Genomic DNA, 15,251 nt, shown 5'->3' on the forward strand with positions numbered 1-15,251 from the left:
CCAAAGACGAGAGTTATAAAGCAAAGAAACATTGAATCGGGCAATCGCCGCCCCCTACACTAAGTCGTTTGTCCGGCACCGTGCACGGACGCGTCGAACCCGCTTCGATGGCGCGCGCGCGGATGCATGGCGGCGGGGGTCGCAACGAGTCGGGACAAAAAAACGCGCACGCACGCGGCATCTTTACCGCCGGCGGCGCGGACCATAACACGCAATGAACAACTTCCAACGTGGGGCGCTGGCCGCGCTTCTGATCGTCATCGTGCTGGTTGCGGCGCTCGCTCCGGTTTCGATCGGCTATCTGCTGGCGCGGCGCATGCAATTTCATGAAGAAGCCGCGCGTCTGAACACGCTCGCGGAAGCCGCGCTTTTGCACGCCGAAGACGTGACGCGCCGGCTTTCAGGCGCGCTCGGGGAAGTCGGCAAGGTGGACGCGCTGCCGTGCTCGGCGTCGTATCTGAAGGCGTTGCGACGCATCGCGCTGCATCATGCACAAGTACGCGATGCCGGCGCCTACGACCGCGACGGCCACTGGCAATGTTCCTCGCTGCTCGGCGCCGTGACGGCCGATTCGCTCGACGAAGTGCGGATGCCGCCGCCCGACTGGCGCTCGCGCGATGGCGTCGTGGCCTGGTATGGCGTAGCGCATCTGCCCGGCGGCGAGGGCGCGCTGGTGATGGGCCGCGACGGTTTCTACATCGCCGCGGACCCGTCGCAATATCTGGACGGACGCGACGAACTCGCCGAGCCGGTCAGCGGTCTGGCGGTCATCAACACGGAAGCGAGCCGCGTGATCGCGCGCACGCCCGCGACGAGCGCCGCCGCCGTGCTCGCCGTGTATCGCGCGAATCCGCATGGTCTCGATTGTTCCGCGTACGCCGTGCGCCGTTCGGTATCGATGCCGCTGGCCGTGGTCGTGAGCGCGCCGCATCAGACCTGGCGCGACCATCTCACGACGCTGCCGTGGGGCTGGCTGCTCGGCGGCATGGCGGCGGGGCTGGCGTGCGCGGGCTGGGCGGCGGTGTTTATCGTGCGGCGGCTGTCGCCACGCGGGCAACTAAGCGACGCGGTGCGGCGGCATCAGTTCATCGTCGCGTATCAGCCGATCGTCGATCTGCACACGCGCTGCTGCGTCGGCGCCGAGGCGCTGGTGCGCTGGAAGCATCACGACCGCATTGTGCGGCCGGATCATTTCATACCGCTTGCCGAACATGGCGGGCTGATTCAGGCGATCACCGATCAGGTGCTCGACACCGTGCTGCTCGAACTGGGCGAGTTTTTGCGCCGCTACGAGGACTATTACGTCTCGGTCAATCTGTCCGCGTCCGATCTCACCACGCGCCGTTTCTTCGATGTGCTCGGTCCGGCCATCGCGCAACAAGGCGTGCGCGCGCCGCAAATCCGGATCGAAGCGACCGAGCGCAGTTTCCTCGATGCCGACGCCGCCAAGGACGTCATCAGCGCGTTCCGTCAGGCGGGCCACGCGGTCTATCTCGACGACTTCGGCACCGGCTATTCGAGCCTGTCGCATCTGCAGAACTTCCGCGTGGACGGGCTCAAGATCGACAAGTCTTTCGTCGATACCATCGGGCAGGATGCGGCGTCCAGCAGCGTGGCGTCGCACATCATCGAGATGGCGGAAACGCTCGATGTGCAGGTGATCGCGGAAGGCATCGAGCGCGAGGAGCAGGCGGCGTATCTGCACGCGCGCGGCGCACGCTTCGGGCAAGGCTGGCTGTTCTCGCCGCCGCTCACGGCGTCGGACTTCATCCGTTATGCGGGGAAGCACGCGGGCAAGATGCGGCGCAGTTGATTTTGCGACGAACGTCCGCATCTGACGTGCTTGTTTCCAACGCGGAGCGACATCATGAACGACCAAGGAGCCACCACTTTTCTGCGCGATGTACGCCATCCGCTGCTCGCGCTTCATCGCGGCGTGCTGGCGCATCTGCGGGCGCGGCACGAGGCCGAGTTCGGACCGGCATCGCCCGGCGAATTTTTGCAGATCGTCATCAATGGTTCGGACTACCGCTGGCTTTCGCCGCTCTCGACGCTCATCGCCACGCTCGATGACGTGCTCGACGATCCCGATGCCACCGCCGACGCACGCATCGCGCATGCACGCGCGGTCATCGCCATGTTCGATGCCGAAGCGCGCGATCCGGCCTTTGCGGAGCGCTATCTGCCGTTGCTGCAAGAAAGCGTCGATGTCGCCGTGCTGAACGGCCAGGTGTCGCAACTTGCGCGCGCCGCTGCCAAGGACTGAAACACGCTCGCTGCCCGGACATACACGTTCGGGCAGTCTTCCACGAGCGAGTAGAATTCACGCCAATCCGCCAAGACCGAATCAAGGAGACACGCGTTGGAGCCTACCGCCAAAGACACTGCGACCAAGCTCGTCGCCGAGGACATCCACAAGCGCTACGGCGACAACGAAGTGCTCAAGGGCGTTTCGTTGTCCGCGAAGGCGGGCGATGTCATCAGCATCATCGGCGCGAGCGGCTCGGGCAAGAGCACGTTCCTGCGCTGCATCAACTTTCTGGAGCGGCCGAACGCGGGGCGCATCGTCGTGGATGGCGAGGCCGTGCGCACGAAAGCCGACAAGGCGGGCAATCTCGAAGTCGCGGATCACAAGCAGTTGCAGCGCGTGCGCACCAAGCTCGCGATGGTTTTCCAGCACTTCAACCTGTGGTCGCACATGACGGCCATCGAGAACGTGATGGAAGCGCCCATTCACGTGCTCGGCTTATCTAAGAAAGAAGCCGAGGAACGCGCGCGCGAATATCTGGAGAAAGTGGGTTTGCCGCCGCGCGTGGAGAAGCAGTATCCGTCGCATCTGTCGGGCGGCATGCAGCAGCGCGTGGCTATTGCGCGCGCGCTCGCCATGCATCCCGATGTCATGCTGTTCGACGAACCTACGTCCGCGCTCGATCCCGAACTCGTCGGCGAAGTGCTCAAGGTCATGCAGCGTCTGGCCGAGGAAGGCCGCACGATGATCGTCGTCACGCACGAAATGAGCTTCGCGCGCAACGTGTCGAATCACGTCATGTTTCTGCATCAGGGGCGCACGGAAGAAGAAGGCAAGCCCGCCGACGTGTTGAGCGTGCCGAAAAGCGAACGTCTGCGGCAATTCCTGTCGGGCAGCCTGAAATAACGTGACGCGAACGGTTGCGATCGTCGCGCTTGCGCCCGTTTCGATGAGCGGAATCGGCGCGATCGTTGACACGCTCGCGCTTGCCAACGAGATCGACGGACGTCTGCTCTACGAGTGCCGCGTGATGTCGCCCGATGGCCGCGCCGTGCCGCTTTCGGGCGGCGCGCACTTGCCCGCACATCAGGCGTTCGATGACAACATCGCGTGCGACTGGCTGATCGTTTTATCGGAGCGACATCAGCCGTTCGCGGATCAGCGGCGCTTCATTAAGATGCTCGCGCACGTCGCCGCGCGCACGCCGCTCGTGTCGGGCGTGCATCACGGTGTCGGGTGGCTCGCGCTTGCGGGCGCACTCGCGCATTACCGCGTTTCGGTGAATCAGGACGCATACGCTCAGCTCGCGACGCAGTTCGATGACATCATCGCCAGCCAGCAGATTTTCGAAATCGACCGCGACCGCGCGACATGCTCGGGCGGCCAAGCCACCATCGACTTCATGCTGGCGATGATCGGCCGCGAGCACGGACAGGAGCTTGCAGAACGCATCGCGGATGCGCTCGGTCTCGGCGTTTTGCGCACGCAAACGGAACGTCAACGCATGCCGTTCGTCGCCGCGCAGGAGGAACGCCATCCGCGCCTGAACGACGCGCTGCAACTCATGGCGGCGAATCTCGAAGAACCGCTCGCGACCGATGAAATCGCCAGCCTCGTCGGCATTTCGCGGCGGCAACTGGAACGCCTGTTCCGCCAGCATCTCGATGCCATGCCATCGAAGTATTACCTCAATCTCCGTCTTCTCGAAGCGCGCAGTCAGTTGCAGCGCACGAGCCAGTCCGTCGTGCAGATTAGCCTCGCGTGCGGGTTTTCATCGGCGGCGCATTTCTCCAATGCGTACCGCGAGCGCTTCGGCGTGACGCCGCGCGAGGAACGGCGCAACTGGATCGAACAGCAGCGCGCGGGCAGCGCCTGAGCACGCGCGCGCCGAATCCGCAAGAATTCCCACGCTCCATGTCGCACGCGCGCAAGACGGAACGCGCACGATTGCCTAATATCGAACTCACTGCAATACCAGACGAGGAGTGGCTCATGAGCGGCATCGAGGTGAATCGCGCGACGTTCGACGAAGTGATGGTGCCGGTATTCTCGCCGGCGAGTTTCGTGCCCGACCGTGGACGCGGCTCGCGCGTATGGGACACCGAAGGCCGGGATTACGTGGACTTCGCGGGCGGCATTGCGGTGACGGCGCTGGGGCATGCGCATCCCGAACTGCTCAAGGTCTTGCACGAACAGGGCGAGAAGCTCTGGCACATCGGCAACGGCTACACGAACGAGCCGGTGTTGCGCCTCGCGAAACGCCTGACCGACCTTACGTTCGCGGATCGCGCGTTCTTCGCCAATTCCGGCGCGGAAGCCAACGAAGCCGCGCTCAAGCTCTCGCGGCGTGTGGCTATCGACCGTCATGGGCCGGACAAGATCGAGATTCTGTCGTTCACGCAGTCCTTTCATGGCCGCACGTTCTTTACCGTTAGCGTGGGCGGCCAGCCGAAGTACGCGGAAGGCTTCGGCCCGCAGCCGCAGGGCATTCGTCATCTGCCGTACAACGACCTGCCTGCCGCGCTCGATGCCATCGGTCCGCAAACCTGCGCGGTGATCGTCGAGCCGGTGCAGGGCGAAGGCGGCGTGATTCCCGCCGATCCCGCGTTCCTCAAAGGCTTGCGCGAAGCCTGCGACAAACACGACGCGCTGCTCATCCTCGATGAAGTGCAAACCGGCGTGGGCCGCACCGGCACCTTCTACGCGTATATGCAATACGGCGTGACGCCCGACATTCTCACGAGCGCGAAGGCGCTGGGCAACGGCTTTCCCATCGGCGTGATGCTCACGACCGAAGCGCTCGCCGCGCACTTCAAGGTGGGCGTGCATGGCACGACTTACGGCGGCAATCCGCTGGGCGCGGCGATCGCGGAGAAGGTCGTCGAACTGATCAGCGACCCGAAGGTGCTCGAAGGCGTGAACGCGCGCAGCGAGGCGATCAAGGCGCATCTGGCGCGCATCAACGAACGCTTTGGCGTGTTCAGCGAGATTCGCGGACGCGGTCTGCTGATTGGCGCGGAACTGAACGATGCCTACAAGGACCGCGCGAAAGATGTGCTCAACGCGGCGGCGGCGAACGGCGTGATCATGTTGATCGCGGGGCCGAACGTGCTGCGTTTCGCGCCGTCGCTCGTCATGCCGATGGCCGATCTCGACGAAGGTTTCGCGCGCATCGAGAAGGCTGTCGAAGCGGTGGCGGGCGCAACCGCTGCCGCACGCTGAGCGGAACGCGACGATGCTCTTCGTCCGCCCCGCGAGACTTTCCGACCTCGACGAACTCGAACGCATGGCGCGCGCAGCGAACCCCGTGCTGCATTCGCTGCCGCGCGACCGTCAGGCGCTGACCACGCGCGTCGCGCTTTCCGAGGATTCGTTCCGCGCCGAAGTGGATTTTCCCGGCGAGGAGTTCTATCTGTTCGTGCTCGAAGATTCGGCGAGCGGCACATTGCTCGGCACATCGAGCATCGTGGCGTCGGCGGGGTATTCGGAACCGTTCTACGCGTTTCGCAACGATGCGTTGATCCACGCATCGCGCGAACTCAAGGTGAACCGCCGCATTCACGCGCTCACCATGTCGCACGAACTCACGGGCAAGAGCCGTCTGACTGGCTTTTATATCGATCCTTCGCTGCGCACGCGGCCGGGCGAAGCGGCGGCGCATCTGCTGTCGCGCGCGCGCATGTTGTACATCGCCGCGAACCGCAAGCGCTTCTCCGACGAAGTGTTTTCGCTGATGCTCGGCGTCACCGATGAATCCGGCATCTCGCCGTTCTGGGAAGCCGTGGGCCGCAAGTTCTTCGGCCGCGATTTCGAACAAGTCGAAATGGCCTCGGGCGGACGCAGCCGCACCTTTATCGCGGAAGTCATGCCGAGTTATCCGCTCTACGTGCCGCTGTTGCCGGGCGAAGCGCAACGCGTGCTCGGCGAACCGAACAAGAGCACGCTGCTCGCCTACGAAATTCATCTCGAAGAAGGTTTCGAGCCGGACCGTTACGTCGATATTTTCGATGCAGGCCCGGTGCTCACCATCGATGTCGATCGAAGCGCATCGGCCGGTTCCGGCGAACTGCGCGCGGTGCAGGACGGCGCGGTCGATGACGGCGCGTCGTATCTCGTCGCGGCGGGCGGGGCGCACGCGTTCCGTTGCATCGTGACGAAGCTGGCCGCGACGCGCGCGCAAGGCGCTTCGCTCGATGCCGCCGCCCGCGATGCCCTGGGCATTCAGGAAAAGGACACGGTGCGCTGCGTGCCGTTGCATCAGGCATCGGGAGAACTGCAATGATCGTCGTGCGCTGCACGCAACCGGGCGATGTCGATGCGCTCGTCGCACTCGCTCAGGAAACCGGGCCCGGGCTCACCACGTTCAAACCGGACCGCGCCGCGCTCGCCAATCGCGTGGAGCGGGTGCGCCGCACGCTCGCCGGTTCCGCCGCCGCGTTCGAAGCGGGCTATTTCTTCGTCATGGAAGACACCGCGAGCGGCGATGTCGCGGGCGTGTGCGGCATCGAAACGGAAGTGGGTCTTGAGCAGCCGTTCTATAACTATCGCGTCTCGACGGCGGTGCATGCGAGTCAGGACATGGGCGTGTGGACGCGCATGTCGCTGCTCAATATCTCGCACGATCTGACCGGTTACGCGGAAGTGTGTTCGCTGTTCCTGAGCCCGCGTTATCGCACGGCGGGCGTGGGCGGCTTGCTGTCGCGTTCGCGCTTCATGTTCATCGCGCAGTTTCGGGAGCGCTTTCCGCAGCGTTTGTGCGCGGAATTGCGCGGCCATTTCGATGACGAAGGCGAGTCGCCGTTCTGGAACGCGGTCGGCTCGCATTTTTATCAGATCGATTTCAACGAGGCGGATTATCTGAGTTCGCACGGCAAGAAGTCCTTCGTCGCCGAACTCATGCCGCGTTATCCGGTGTATCTCGATCTTTTGCCCGATGCCGCACGCGATGCCGTGGGCCGCACGCATCGCGATACCGCGCCTGCGCGCAAGATGCTCGAAGCCGAGGGTCTGCGCTATGAAAACCACGTCGATATCTTCGATGCCGGTCCGGTGCTCGAATGCCACATCGCCGATTTGCGCACGGTACGCGAGAGCGTGCTGGCGCGCGTGAAGATCGGCGAGCGCGCGGCAAGCGATTTCAAGAGCCTCGTATCGAACACGCTGCTCGAAGACTTCCGCTGCGGCGCAACCACCGGCGCGGTGGACGACGGCACGTTCCTGCTCACGGCGGAAGAAGCCGCTGCGCTGCATGTGAAAGAGGGCGACGAAGTGCGCGTGTTGACATCGGCGCCGCGCACCAACGGATGAGAGACGACATGACTTCTTCGAACCAACTGTATATCGGCGGCGAATGGCAGGAAGGCGCGGGCGCGGCGTTCGCGTCGCGCAATCCGGGCACGGATGAAATCGTGTGGCAAGGCAAGAGCGCATCCGCCGATGATGTGAACCGCGCCGTGCTCGCCGCGCGCCGTGCCTTCGCCGCATGGTCCGCGACGCCTTTCGATGAGCGCGTCGCCGTGGCCAAACGCTTCGCCGCGTTGCTCAACGAGAACAAGGAATCGCTCGCTCACGCAATCGGCCGCGAAACCGGCAAGCCGCTGTGGGAAGCCCGCACCGAAGTGGCATCGATGGCCGCGAAGGTCGATATTTCCGTGCAGGCGTATCACGAACGCACCGGAGAAAAGCGCGCGCCGATGGCCGATGGCATCGCGGTGCTGCGGCATCGTCCGCACGGCGTGGTGGCGGTGTTCGGGCCGTACAACTTTCCGGGGCATCTGCCGAACGGGCATATCGTGCCGGCGCTGATCGCGGGCAATGCGGTCGTGTTCAAGCCTTCGGAACTCGCGCCGGGCGTGGCGGCGGCGACCGTCGCGCTGTGGATCGAAGCGGGGCTGCCTGCGGGCGTGCTCAATCTCGTGCAGGGCGAGAAGGATGCGGGCATCGCGCTGGCGAATCATCGGCAGATCGATGGGTTGTTTTTCACGGGTAGTTCGGACACCGGAACGCTGCTGCACAAGCAATTCGGCGGACGGCCCGAGATCGTGCTGGCGCTGGAAATGGGCGGGAACAATCCGCTGGTCGTGGCGCAGGTCGAAGATATCGACGCCGCCGTGCATCACACGATTCAATCCGCGTTTCTCTCGGCGGGACAGCGTTGCACGTGTGCGCGGCGTCTGCTCGTTCCCGGCGATGCCTTCGGTCAGCGCTTCCTGCAACGCCTGACCGAAGTGAGCGCGAACATCCGCACAGGCGCGTTCGATGAGGAACCGCAGCCTTTCATGGGCGCGGTGATTTCGTCACGCGCGGCGAAGCGTCTCGTCGATGCACAATCGCGCCTGATCGATTCCGGCGCGCGGTCTTTGCTCGAAATGACGCAGCGCGCGCCTACCCTAGGCTACGTCACGCCCGCGATCCTCGACATCACCGACGCGCTCGACGTGCCCGACGAGGAACATTTCGGCCCGCTGCTGCAAGTCACGCGCTACAACACGTTAGACGACGCCATCGAGCGCGCCAACGACACCGCGTACGGCCTCTCCGCCGGCCTCCTCGCCGACGACGAAGCGACATGGACGCACTTCCAGCGCACCATTCGCGCGGGCATCGTCAACTGGAACCGGCCGACGAACGGGGCGTCGTCGGCGGCGCCGTTCGGTGGCATCGGGCGCTCGGGCAATCAGCGGCCGAGCGCGTATTACGCAGCCGATTACTGCTCGTACGCGATGGCATCCGTCGAAAGCGCGCAATTGCAGATGCCCGCGAGCGTTTCGCCGGGCCTCACTTTCTGAGCATGGGACACGACATGCAGGCATCCGAAGCAAATTTCGACGGGCTGGTCGGCCCGACGCACAACTACGCGGGACTCTCGTTCGGCAACGTGGCCTCGCGCAACAACGAGAAGTCGGTCGCGAACCCGAAAGCGGCCGCGAAACAGGGCTTGCGCAAGATGAAGCGGCTGGCCGACATGGGCTTTCAGCAAGGCGTGTTGCCGCCGCTGGAGCGTCCTTCCATTCGCCTGTTGCGGGCGGTCGGCTTCAGCGGACGCGATATCGACGTAATCGCCCGCGCCGCGCGCGAAGCGCCCGAACTGCTGGCGGCGGCGAGTTCCGCCTCGGCGATGTGGACCGCGAACGCCGCGACCGTCAGCCCGTCCGCCGATACGCGCGATGGGCGTGTGCATTTCACGCCGGCCAATCTCGCGGCGAAGCTGCATCGCGCGATCGAGCATGGTGAAACGCGCCGCACGCTCGGCGCGATTTTCGCGGATGAAGCGCGCTTTCAGATTCATCACGCGCTGCCCGGCACGCCCGCGCTCGGCGATGAAGGCGCGGCCAATCACACGCGTTTCGCGGGCGAATATGGCGAGAAGGGCGTCGAGTTCTTTGTCTACGGACGCAGCGAATACGGCAAAGGTCCGCAGCCGCAGCGCTTTCCCGCGCGGCAGACGCTCGAAGCGAGCCGCGCCGTGGCGCGTCTTCACGAGCTTTCCGACGATGCCGTGGTGTTCGCGCAGCAATCCCCCGATGTGATCGATGCAGGCGTGTTTCATAACGATGTGATTGCGGTCGGCAATCGCACGACGCTGTTCTGTCATCAACGCGCGTTCGTCGATCAGCAAAAGGTCTACGACGAACTGAGCGCGAAGCTGCGCGCGCACGGTGCGGTTTTCAGCGCGCTCGAAGTGCCCGAACGCGAAGTCAGCGTGGAAGATGCAGTGTCGTCGTATCTGTTCAACAGTCAGTTGTTGTCGCGCGCGGACGGCAAGCAAGTGCTCGTCGTGCCGCAGGAATGCCGCGAGAATGCGCGCGTGGCGGCGTATCTGGATTCCCTCGAAGGGCGGACCACGCCTATCGACGAAGTGCTGGTTTTCGATCTTCGCGAGAGCATGAAGAATGGCGGCGGTCCGGCTTGTCTGCGTTTGCGCGTGGTGCTGAACGAAGCCGAGCGCGCAGCGGTCAACGCGCAGGTCTGGATGAACGACGCGTTGTTTTCTCAACTCGATGGTTGGATCGACCGCCATTACCGCGACCGTCTGGCAAGCGACGATCTGGCCGATCCGTCGCTGCTGAACGAATCACGCACGGCGCTCGATGAACTGACCACGCTTTTGAAACTCGGCTCCGTCTATGACTTCCAACGCTGAATCGGGCTTGCTTGAGGACTTTCTGGCGTTCTCGCTTGCGGGTGCGCGGCCCTCGGTTGAAAGCGGCATCGCGCCGTCGGGCGTGCGCTGGACGTGGCAGAGCGAAGGCGTGTTGTTGCTGGAACCGCAGAATTCGCCGTGCGCGAGCGTGCTGGCATCGGCGGGCATTCATGGCGATGAAACCGCGCCGATTGAAATGCTTTCGCGGCTGGTCGCGGATATCGCGCACGGGCGCGCGCCGCTCGCCGCGCGCATGCTCGTGATCCTCGGCAATCCCGCCGCGATGCGCGCATCCACACGCTATGTCGATGACGACCTCAACCGCCTGTTCAGCGGCCGTCACGCCACGTTGAGCGCAAGCCACGAAGCGCCGCGCGCGCTCGAACTCGAAGCCGCCGCTCTGGCGTTCTTCGATAACGACACCCAGCCGAAATGGCACATCGACATGCACACGGCGATACGCGGCTCGGTCTTCGAGCAGTTCGCGCTGTTGCCGCACACCGGCGCGCCGCTGGCCCGCGCCATGTTCGACTGGCTCCGCGATGCGCAATTGCAGGCCGTGCTGCTGCACAAGGAGAAGAGCCATACCTTCGTGCACTTCACGGCGCAACACGCGGGCGCGTTGTCGTGCACGCTGGAACTCGGCAAGGTGCGGCCTTTCGGTCAGAACGATCTGTCTCGCTTCGCGGCAGCGGATGCGGCGCTGCGTCGGCTGATCGCGGGCGAAACAGCGGCGGTGGAGGATCACGCGCCGTTGCGTGTGTTCACCGTGGTCGCGCAGATCGACAAGCAGAGCGAGCGCTTCGTGCTGAACGTCGCGAGCGATGTGCCGAACTTCACCGCGTTTCCCGTTGGCACCGAACTCGCGCATGACGGCGAGTATCGCTATCGCGTGTCGCACGACGAGGAGCGCATCGTGTTTCCGAATCCGCGTGTGAAGCCGGGTTTGCGCGCTGGCCTGATGGTCGTCGATACCACGGACGCGACGCTCGCCTCGCTCGTCTGACGGTTTTCTCCCTCGCGATACAATCGCGGCCCGGCATGCCGATGCGTCGAACGAGTTGAACGAAGCGCATCGGACAAAAAGTCACGACCGTATCGAAGGAGAGAGGAGTTGATGAAGTTGCATTGCGCCGTTCGCACGCTGACGGCATACGCTGTACTGGGCACGAGTCTCATGGCAGGCGTCGCGCACGCCGCCGATATCACGAAGGAGTTGCGCTTCGGCGTCGAGGCGTCCTATGCGCCGTTCGAATCGAAGACGCCTCAAGGGCAACTGGTCGGGTTCGATATCGATATCGGCAATGCGGTTTGCGCAAAGCTGAAGGTCAAGTGCGTGTGGGTCGAGAACGCGTTCGACGGCCTGATTCCCGCCTTGCAGGCGCGCAAGTTCGATGCGATTGATTCGGACATGAGCATCACGGACAAGCGCCGCGCGGTGATCGAATTCACCGATCCTATTTATAGCATTCCGAATCAGCTCATCGCGAAGAAAGGCAGTGCGGTGTTGCCGACGGTGGAGGGTTTGAAGGGCAAGCGCGTGGGCGTGTTGCAGGGGTCGATTCAGGAAACCTACGCGAAGGCGAAGTGGGCGCCGGCGGGCATCGATGTGCAGTCGTATCAGGCGCAGGATCAGGTGTATGCCGATCTCGCCTCGGGCCGGCTGGATGCTGCGTTTCAGGATGGCGAGGCGGCGTCGAAGGGTTTTCTGAAGTTGCCGCAGGGTGCGGGGTTTGCGTTTGCCGGGCCGGCGGTTAGCGATGAAAAATTGCTTGGCGCGGGTGTGGGGTTTGGTGTGCGCAAGAATGATCGGGCTTTGCGGGATGCGTTGAATCGTGCGCTCAAAGAGTTGAAGGATGATGGGTCTATTGATCGGATGGCGGCGAAGTATTTTGATGTGAAGGTGGGAGTGAAGTAACGCACGCGTTATGACGGGGGCCTCTTTCGTGCAAGGGGCTGCTGTTGTTTGTGCTGTTTATTCAGTAGCCGCCTCCCCGGCGGGGGGGTAACTTTCTTTGCTGCTGCAAAGAAAGTCACCAAAGAAAGCAGCTTTTTACACCATGCACGATGGCTGGAGAGGGTTGGTCTGGATTAACGATGCAGTGGCCGCAATAGGACTTTCCACGCATCACGTGTCGCTTAGGCAACCTGGCGATTTCGAGCTCGAATCCTTTGGCTTAGTGGCCCGCATTCATTGTTTCGGCCATGCGCTGCGCGCGCCGAGAACCTAAGAACGGAATCCCGCAGCGTATCAGCGTCCAGCCACCTCACACGTCACCGTTATGTCGTTATTCGGCCCTACCTTGGTAAGTACTTCTGGGCAAAGCGCACACACCCACGCAAGTCACCTTTTAGTCGGAGCACTAACCAAGGTAGGACCGAATAGCAATCTTGCGGAGAAGCCTGGGGTGGCTGGGCGCTTATAGACTGCGGGATTCCGTTCTAAAGTTCTCGGCGCGCGAAGCGCATGGCCGAAGGAATGAATGCGGTCCACTAAGCGTTGAGACTTCGCGCGCGTAATCGCGAGGTTGCCTAAGCGGCTCGTTATGCGTGGCAAGTCCTATTGCGGCCACTGCATCGTTAATCCAGACCACACTCTCCAGCCATCGTGCATGGTGTAAAAAGCTGCTTTCTTTGGTGACTTTCTTTGCAGCAGCAAAGAAAGTTACCCCCCCGCCGGGGAGGCGGCTACTGCAATAAAAGCCCAACAACAGAAGCCCCTTGCACGACAAAAAGACAGCAGCACCCGCAAGCCAGTATTCCAACAGCTCAAACCCGAGCATTGAATCACCCCGAAAAATGAGGCTTCAGCCGAAAAACGCAACACATCACCTGACACTGTCCGATAGGTCAAATCTCGGCTAATACACATTACCTTATGCCGAACGTATCAACGCATGCGCCACCGGCAAATACTTCGTCAGAATGCTCAACATGGCGGCCGCCTCGGCCTTCGAAACCGGCGGAAACGGTGAAACGTAAGAGGTCCCGTTGCGCCGCTCATGTGCCTTCGTGATGAAGGCGAATTCCTGCGCATTCACGCCCAGCGACGTCGACACGCGCTGAATGGCCATGTTGCGGCCAGCATCCTTGGTTCGGACTTCGTAGAACTCCAGCACAGCCTGAACCAACTGGAAATATCCTTCGTAGGCCAACGTAAATATCTGCAGATGCCGCGCGGCACTCAACTCGTCGGCCGTGGCCTTGTAATCGGTTGCGTTGCGCAGGAATCCTTCAATCGCACCGGGTGTCGGTGCCACCGCTTCGAAGGCTCTCGTCTTGATGAGGTTCTCGTATTCGACCGGGCGTTGCATCACAGTATCCTGAGACTGGGGCCCTGAGCGATCTGGGCCATGACCGGATCGGATTCTATCAAGGCAAGCCATTCAGCAGGCTCGTACAGCGAGAAATTCACGGGCCGCATCAGCCCTTGTTCGGCAATGTGAAGGGCCTCCGATAGTTCGAGAAGCGGAGCACTCCCGATGATGATCAGATCGATGTCACTTCGCTCGCCATCGGTGCCCTTGGCCACGGAACCAAAGACGAACGCTGTCTCGATTTGGTTGGCAAAGGGCGTCAGCGCTTCTCTCAACGGCTCGACCACGCCGAATGACTTGCGCGCAATGCTCAGCAGTTCTGGATAAAGCACGAAGCCGGTGTTGGCGCGGATGCTCCGCTGCCGGCCTCGCCGTTCATCTTCCCGAAGCACGCCGGCTTCGACCAGGCGATCAATCTGTTTCTGAGCGCTCCCACGCCCGCTGTCAGCGAGTCGAAGCAACTCCTCGAGCGCGAAGCTTCGGTCCGGGTGAAGCAAGGTAGCACCTAGCACGCGCTGTAACCCCGGGGTGAAGAGAAAGTCGGCGACGCTCATGCAAAATCCTCGATATGGGGATGATCATCCCTATTTTAAGGATTAACGTGTAAATCCTCAATATAAGGATATAAATCCCTAATTTAAGGATTTGAGCGATGTTTACATCGACGCCGCAATCACCACCGTCGCCGTCGTCCCCGCCGACAACAACACCCCCTCCGGCACCTCATCGATCCTCACCCTTACCGGCACGCGCTGCGCCAACCGCACCCAATTGAACGTCGGGTTCACATCCGCCAGCAATTCACGGCTTTCGGGATTATCACGGTCATAGATCCCCCGCGAAATACTCTCGACGTGCCCCTTCAACTCACCGCCGCTCATCAGCCGAATCTGCGCGCGATCACCGACACGCACATGCGGCAGTTTCGTCTCTTCAAAATACCCATACACCCAGAACGAATGACTATCGACGATGGCGAGTTTCGCCGCGCCCGAAGTCGCATAGTCGCCGCGATACACGTTCAAATTCGTCACGTACCCATCGACCGGCGAAAAAACCTTCGTGCGTTCGAGATTGAGTTTCGCGGCATCGAGCGCGGCCTGCGCCTGCTGCAATTGCGCGGCGGCGGTCGCGGCGGTCTGCGTGGCGTTGTCGCGTTGTTCCTTCGATACGACCATGCTGTCCAAATCGGCACGGCGCGAAGCATCGGCGCGTCGCATGCGCAGTTCGGCGGCGCGCGCGGCGACGTTCGCCTCGGCCTGCTCGACGGCGATCTGATAGTGCGAAGGATCGATCTCCATCAGCAATTCGCCTTTCTTCACGAACTGGTTATCGTGCAGTGGCATCTGCACGACCGCGCCCGACACATCCGGCGCGACATTGACGACATCGGCGCGCACGCGGCCATCGCGCGTCCACGGCGCATCCATGTAATGCACCCACAGCAAGCGGCCGGCGATGAGCGCCGCCGCGAAAATGGCCATCGTCAGAACGATGCCGAGCAGTTTTCGAAGCAACATGATGACGACTCTCTACAAAAGAA

At 62.6% G+C, this 15,251-nt stretch carries 14 protein-coding genes; 11 read left to right on the top strand and 3 right to left on the bottom strand.

All coding sequences use genetic code 11. The annotated features are described in order from the left end of the window. The first annotated feature begins 214 nt into the window (after positions 1–214). From ACZCWR_RS09320 to ACZCWR_RS09370, 11 genes are all read left to right on the top strand, one after another. On the top strand, positions 215–1,813 hold the full coding sequence (locus ACZCWR_RS09320; protein WP_487300487.1) for an EAL domain-containing protein: 1,599 nt from the start codon (positions 215–217) through the stop codon (positions 1,811–1,813). A 54-nt stretch (positions 1,814–1,867) separates the two neighbouring features. Further along, a complete protein-coding gene (locus tag ACZCWR_RS09325) occupies positions 1,868–2,266 on the top strand; it encodes a hypothetical protein (protein ID WP_487300488.1) in 399 nt (132 codons plus the stop codon). 96 nt (positions 2,267–2,362) lie between these two features. Beyond that, positions 2,363–3,154, top strand: coding sequence for an ABC transporter ATP-binding protein (locus tag ACZCWR_RS09330; RefSeq protein ID WP_487300489.1), 792 nt, complete (start codon positions 2,363–2,365; stop codon positions 3,152–3,154). Between the two features lie 43 nt (positions 3,155–3,197). Beyond that, the gene (locus ACZCWR_RS09335; RefSeq protein WP_487303293.1) at positions 3,198–4,124 is read left to right on the top strand and encodes a GlxA family transcriptional regulator; all 927 of its coding nucleotides are present in this window, start codon (positions 3,198–3,200) and stop codon (positions 4,122–4,124) included. 116 nt (positions 4,125–4,240) lie between these two features. Next, positions 4,241–5,470, top strand: coding sequence for an aspartate aminotransferase family protein (locus ACZCWR_RS09340; RefSeq protein WP_487300490.1), 1,230 nt, complete (start codon positions 4,241–4,243; stop codon positions 5,468–5,470). Positions 5,471–5,483: 13 nt separating this feature from the next. Beyond that, on the top strand, positions 5,484–6,530 hold the full coding sequence (gene aruF, locus ACZCWR_RS09345) for an arginine/ornithine succinyltransferase subunit alpha (RefSeq protein WP_487300491.1): 1,047 nt from the start codon (positions 5,484–5,486) through the stop codon (positions 6,528–6,530). Further along, on the top strand, positions 6,527–7,555 hold the full coding sequence (gene astA, locus ACZCWR_RS09350) for an arginine N-succinyltransferase (protein ID WP_487300492.1): 1,029 nt from the start codon (positions 6,527–6,529) through the stop codon (positions 7,553–7,555). The genes aruF and astA overlap by 4 nt, the downstream gene beginning before the upstream one ends. A gap of 8 nt (positions 7,556–7,563) precedes the next feature. Next, positions 7,564–9,036, top strand: coding sequence for a succinylglutamate-semialdehyde dehydrogenase (gene astD / locus ACZCWR_RS09355; RefSeq protein ID WP_487300493.1), 1,473 nt, complete (start codon positions 7,564–7,566; stop codon positions 9,034–9,036). Positions 9,037–9,050: 14 nt separating this feature from the next. Next, complete coding sequence (astB, locus tag ACZCWR_RS09360; RefSeq protein ID WP_487300494.1) at positions 9,051–10,391, top strand: N-succinylarginine dihydrolase; 1,341 nt, start codon at positions 9,051–9,053, stop codon at positions 10,389–10,391. Further along, positions 10,375–11,397: a succinylglutamate desuccinylase gene (gene astE, locus ACZCWR_RS09365; RefSeq protein ID WP_487300495.1), complete on the top strand. Its 1,023-nt coding sequence runs from the start codon at positions 10,375–10,377 to the stop codon at positions 11,395–11,397. Before astB ends, astE begins: the two co-directional genes overlap by 17 nt. 111 nt (positions 11,398–11,508) lie before the next feature. Further along, a complete protein-coding gene (locus ACZCWR_RS09370) occupies positions 11,509–12,309 on the top strand; it encodes an ABC transporter substrate-binding protein (protein WP_487300496.1) in 801 nt (266 codons plus the stop codon). A gap of 958 nt (positions 12,310–13,267) precedes the next feature. On the opposite strand, the gene ACZCWR_RS09375 is transcribed toward ACZCWR_RS09370, so the two are convergent. The 3 genes from ACZCWR_RS09375 to ACZCWR_RS09385 all read right to left on the bottom strand — a co-directional run bounded on the left by ACZCWR_RS09375 (position 13,268) and on the right by ACZCWR_RS09385 (position 15,228). Next, the gene (locus tag ACZCWR_RS09375) at positions 13,268–13,705 is read right to left on the bottom strand and encodes a hypothetical protein (RefSeq protein WP_487300497.1); all 438 of its coding nucleotides are present in this window, start codon (positions 13,703–13,705) and stop codon (positions 13,268–13,270) included. Next, positions 13,705–14,262 carry a nucleotidyltransferase domain-containing protein gene (locus ACZCWR_RS09380; RefSeq protein WP_487300498.1) on the bottom strand — a complete coding sequence of 186 codons (558 nt, stop codon included), beginning with the start codon at positions 14,260–14,262 and terminating at the stop codon, positions 13,705–13,707. The genes ACZCWR_RS09375 and ACZCWR_RS09380 overlap by 1 nt, the downstream gene beginning before the upstream one ends. Before the next feature lie 102 nt (positions 14,263–14,364). Then, the gene (locus ACZCWR_RS09385; RefSeq protein WP_487300499.1) at positions 14,365–15,228 is read right to left on the bottom strand and encodes an efflux RND transporter periplasmic adaptor subunit; all 864 of its coding nucleotides are present in this window, start codon (positions 15,226–15,228) and stop codon (positions 14,365–14,367) included. Positions 15,229–15,251 lie beyond the last annotated feature (23 nt).

It is taken from the genome of Caballeronia sp. A2-2, from assembly GCF_057612605.2.

Bases quoted from the DNA above. Each gene is read 5' to 3' on its own strand.
- ACZCWR_RS09320 (WP_487300487.1), top strand. From the start codon at position 215: ATGAACAACTTCCAACGTGGGGCGCTGGCCGCGCTTCTGATCGTCATC.
- ACZCWR_RS09325 (WP_487300488.1), top strand. From the start codon at position 1,868: ATGAACGACCAAGGAGCCACCACTTTTCTGCGCGATGTACGCCATCCG.
- ACZCWR_RS09335 (WP_487303293.1), top strand. From the start codon at position 3,198: ATGAGCGGAATCGGCGCGATCGTTGACACGCTCGCGCTTGCCAACGAG.
- ACZCWR_RS09340 (WP_487300490.1), top strand. From the start codon at position 4,241: ATGAGCGGCATCGAGGTGAATCGCGCGACGTTCGACGAAGTGATGGTG.
- aruF (WP_487300491.1), top strand. From the start codon at position 5,484: ATGCTCTTCGTCCGCCCCGCGAGACTTTCCGACCTCGACGAACTCGAA.
- astA (WP_487300492.1), top strand. From the start codon at position 6,527: ATGATCGTCGTGCGCTGCACGCAACCGGGCGATGTCGATGCGCTCGTC.
- astD (WP_487300493.1), top strand. From the start codon at position 7,564: ATGACTTCTTCGAACCAACTGTATATCGGCGGCGAATGGCAGGAAGGC.
- astB (WP_487300494.1), top strand. From the start codon at position 9,051: ATGCAGGCATCCGAAGCAAATTTCGACGGGCTGGTCGGCCCGACGCAC.
- astE (WP_487300495.1), top strand. From the start codon at position 10,375: ATGACTTCCAACGCTGAATCGGGCTTGCTTGAGGACTTTCTGGCGTTC.
- ACZCWR_RS09370 (WP_487300496.1), top strand. From the start codon at position 11,509: ATGAAGTTGCATTGCGCCGTTCGCACGCTGACGGCATACGCTGTACTG.
- ACZCWR_RS09375 (WP_487300497.1), bottom strand. From the start codon at position 13,705: ATGCAACGCCCGGTCGAATACGAGAACCTCATCAAGACGAGAGCCTTC.
- ACZCWR_RS09380 (WP_487300498.1), bottom strand. From the start codon at position 14,262: ATGAGCGTCGCCGACTTTCTCTTCACCCCGGGGTTACAGCGCGTGCTA.
- ACZCWR_RS09385 (WP_487300499.1), bottom strand. From the start codon at position 15,228: ATGTTGCTTCGAAAACTGCTCGGCATCGTTCTGACGATGGCCATTTTC.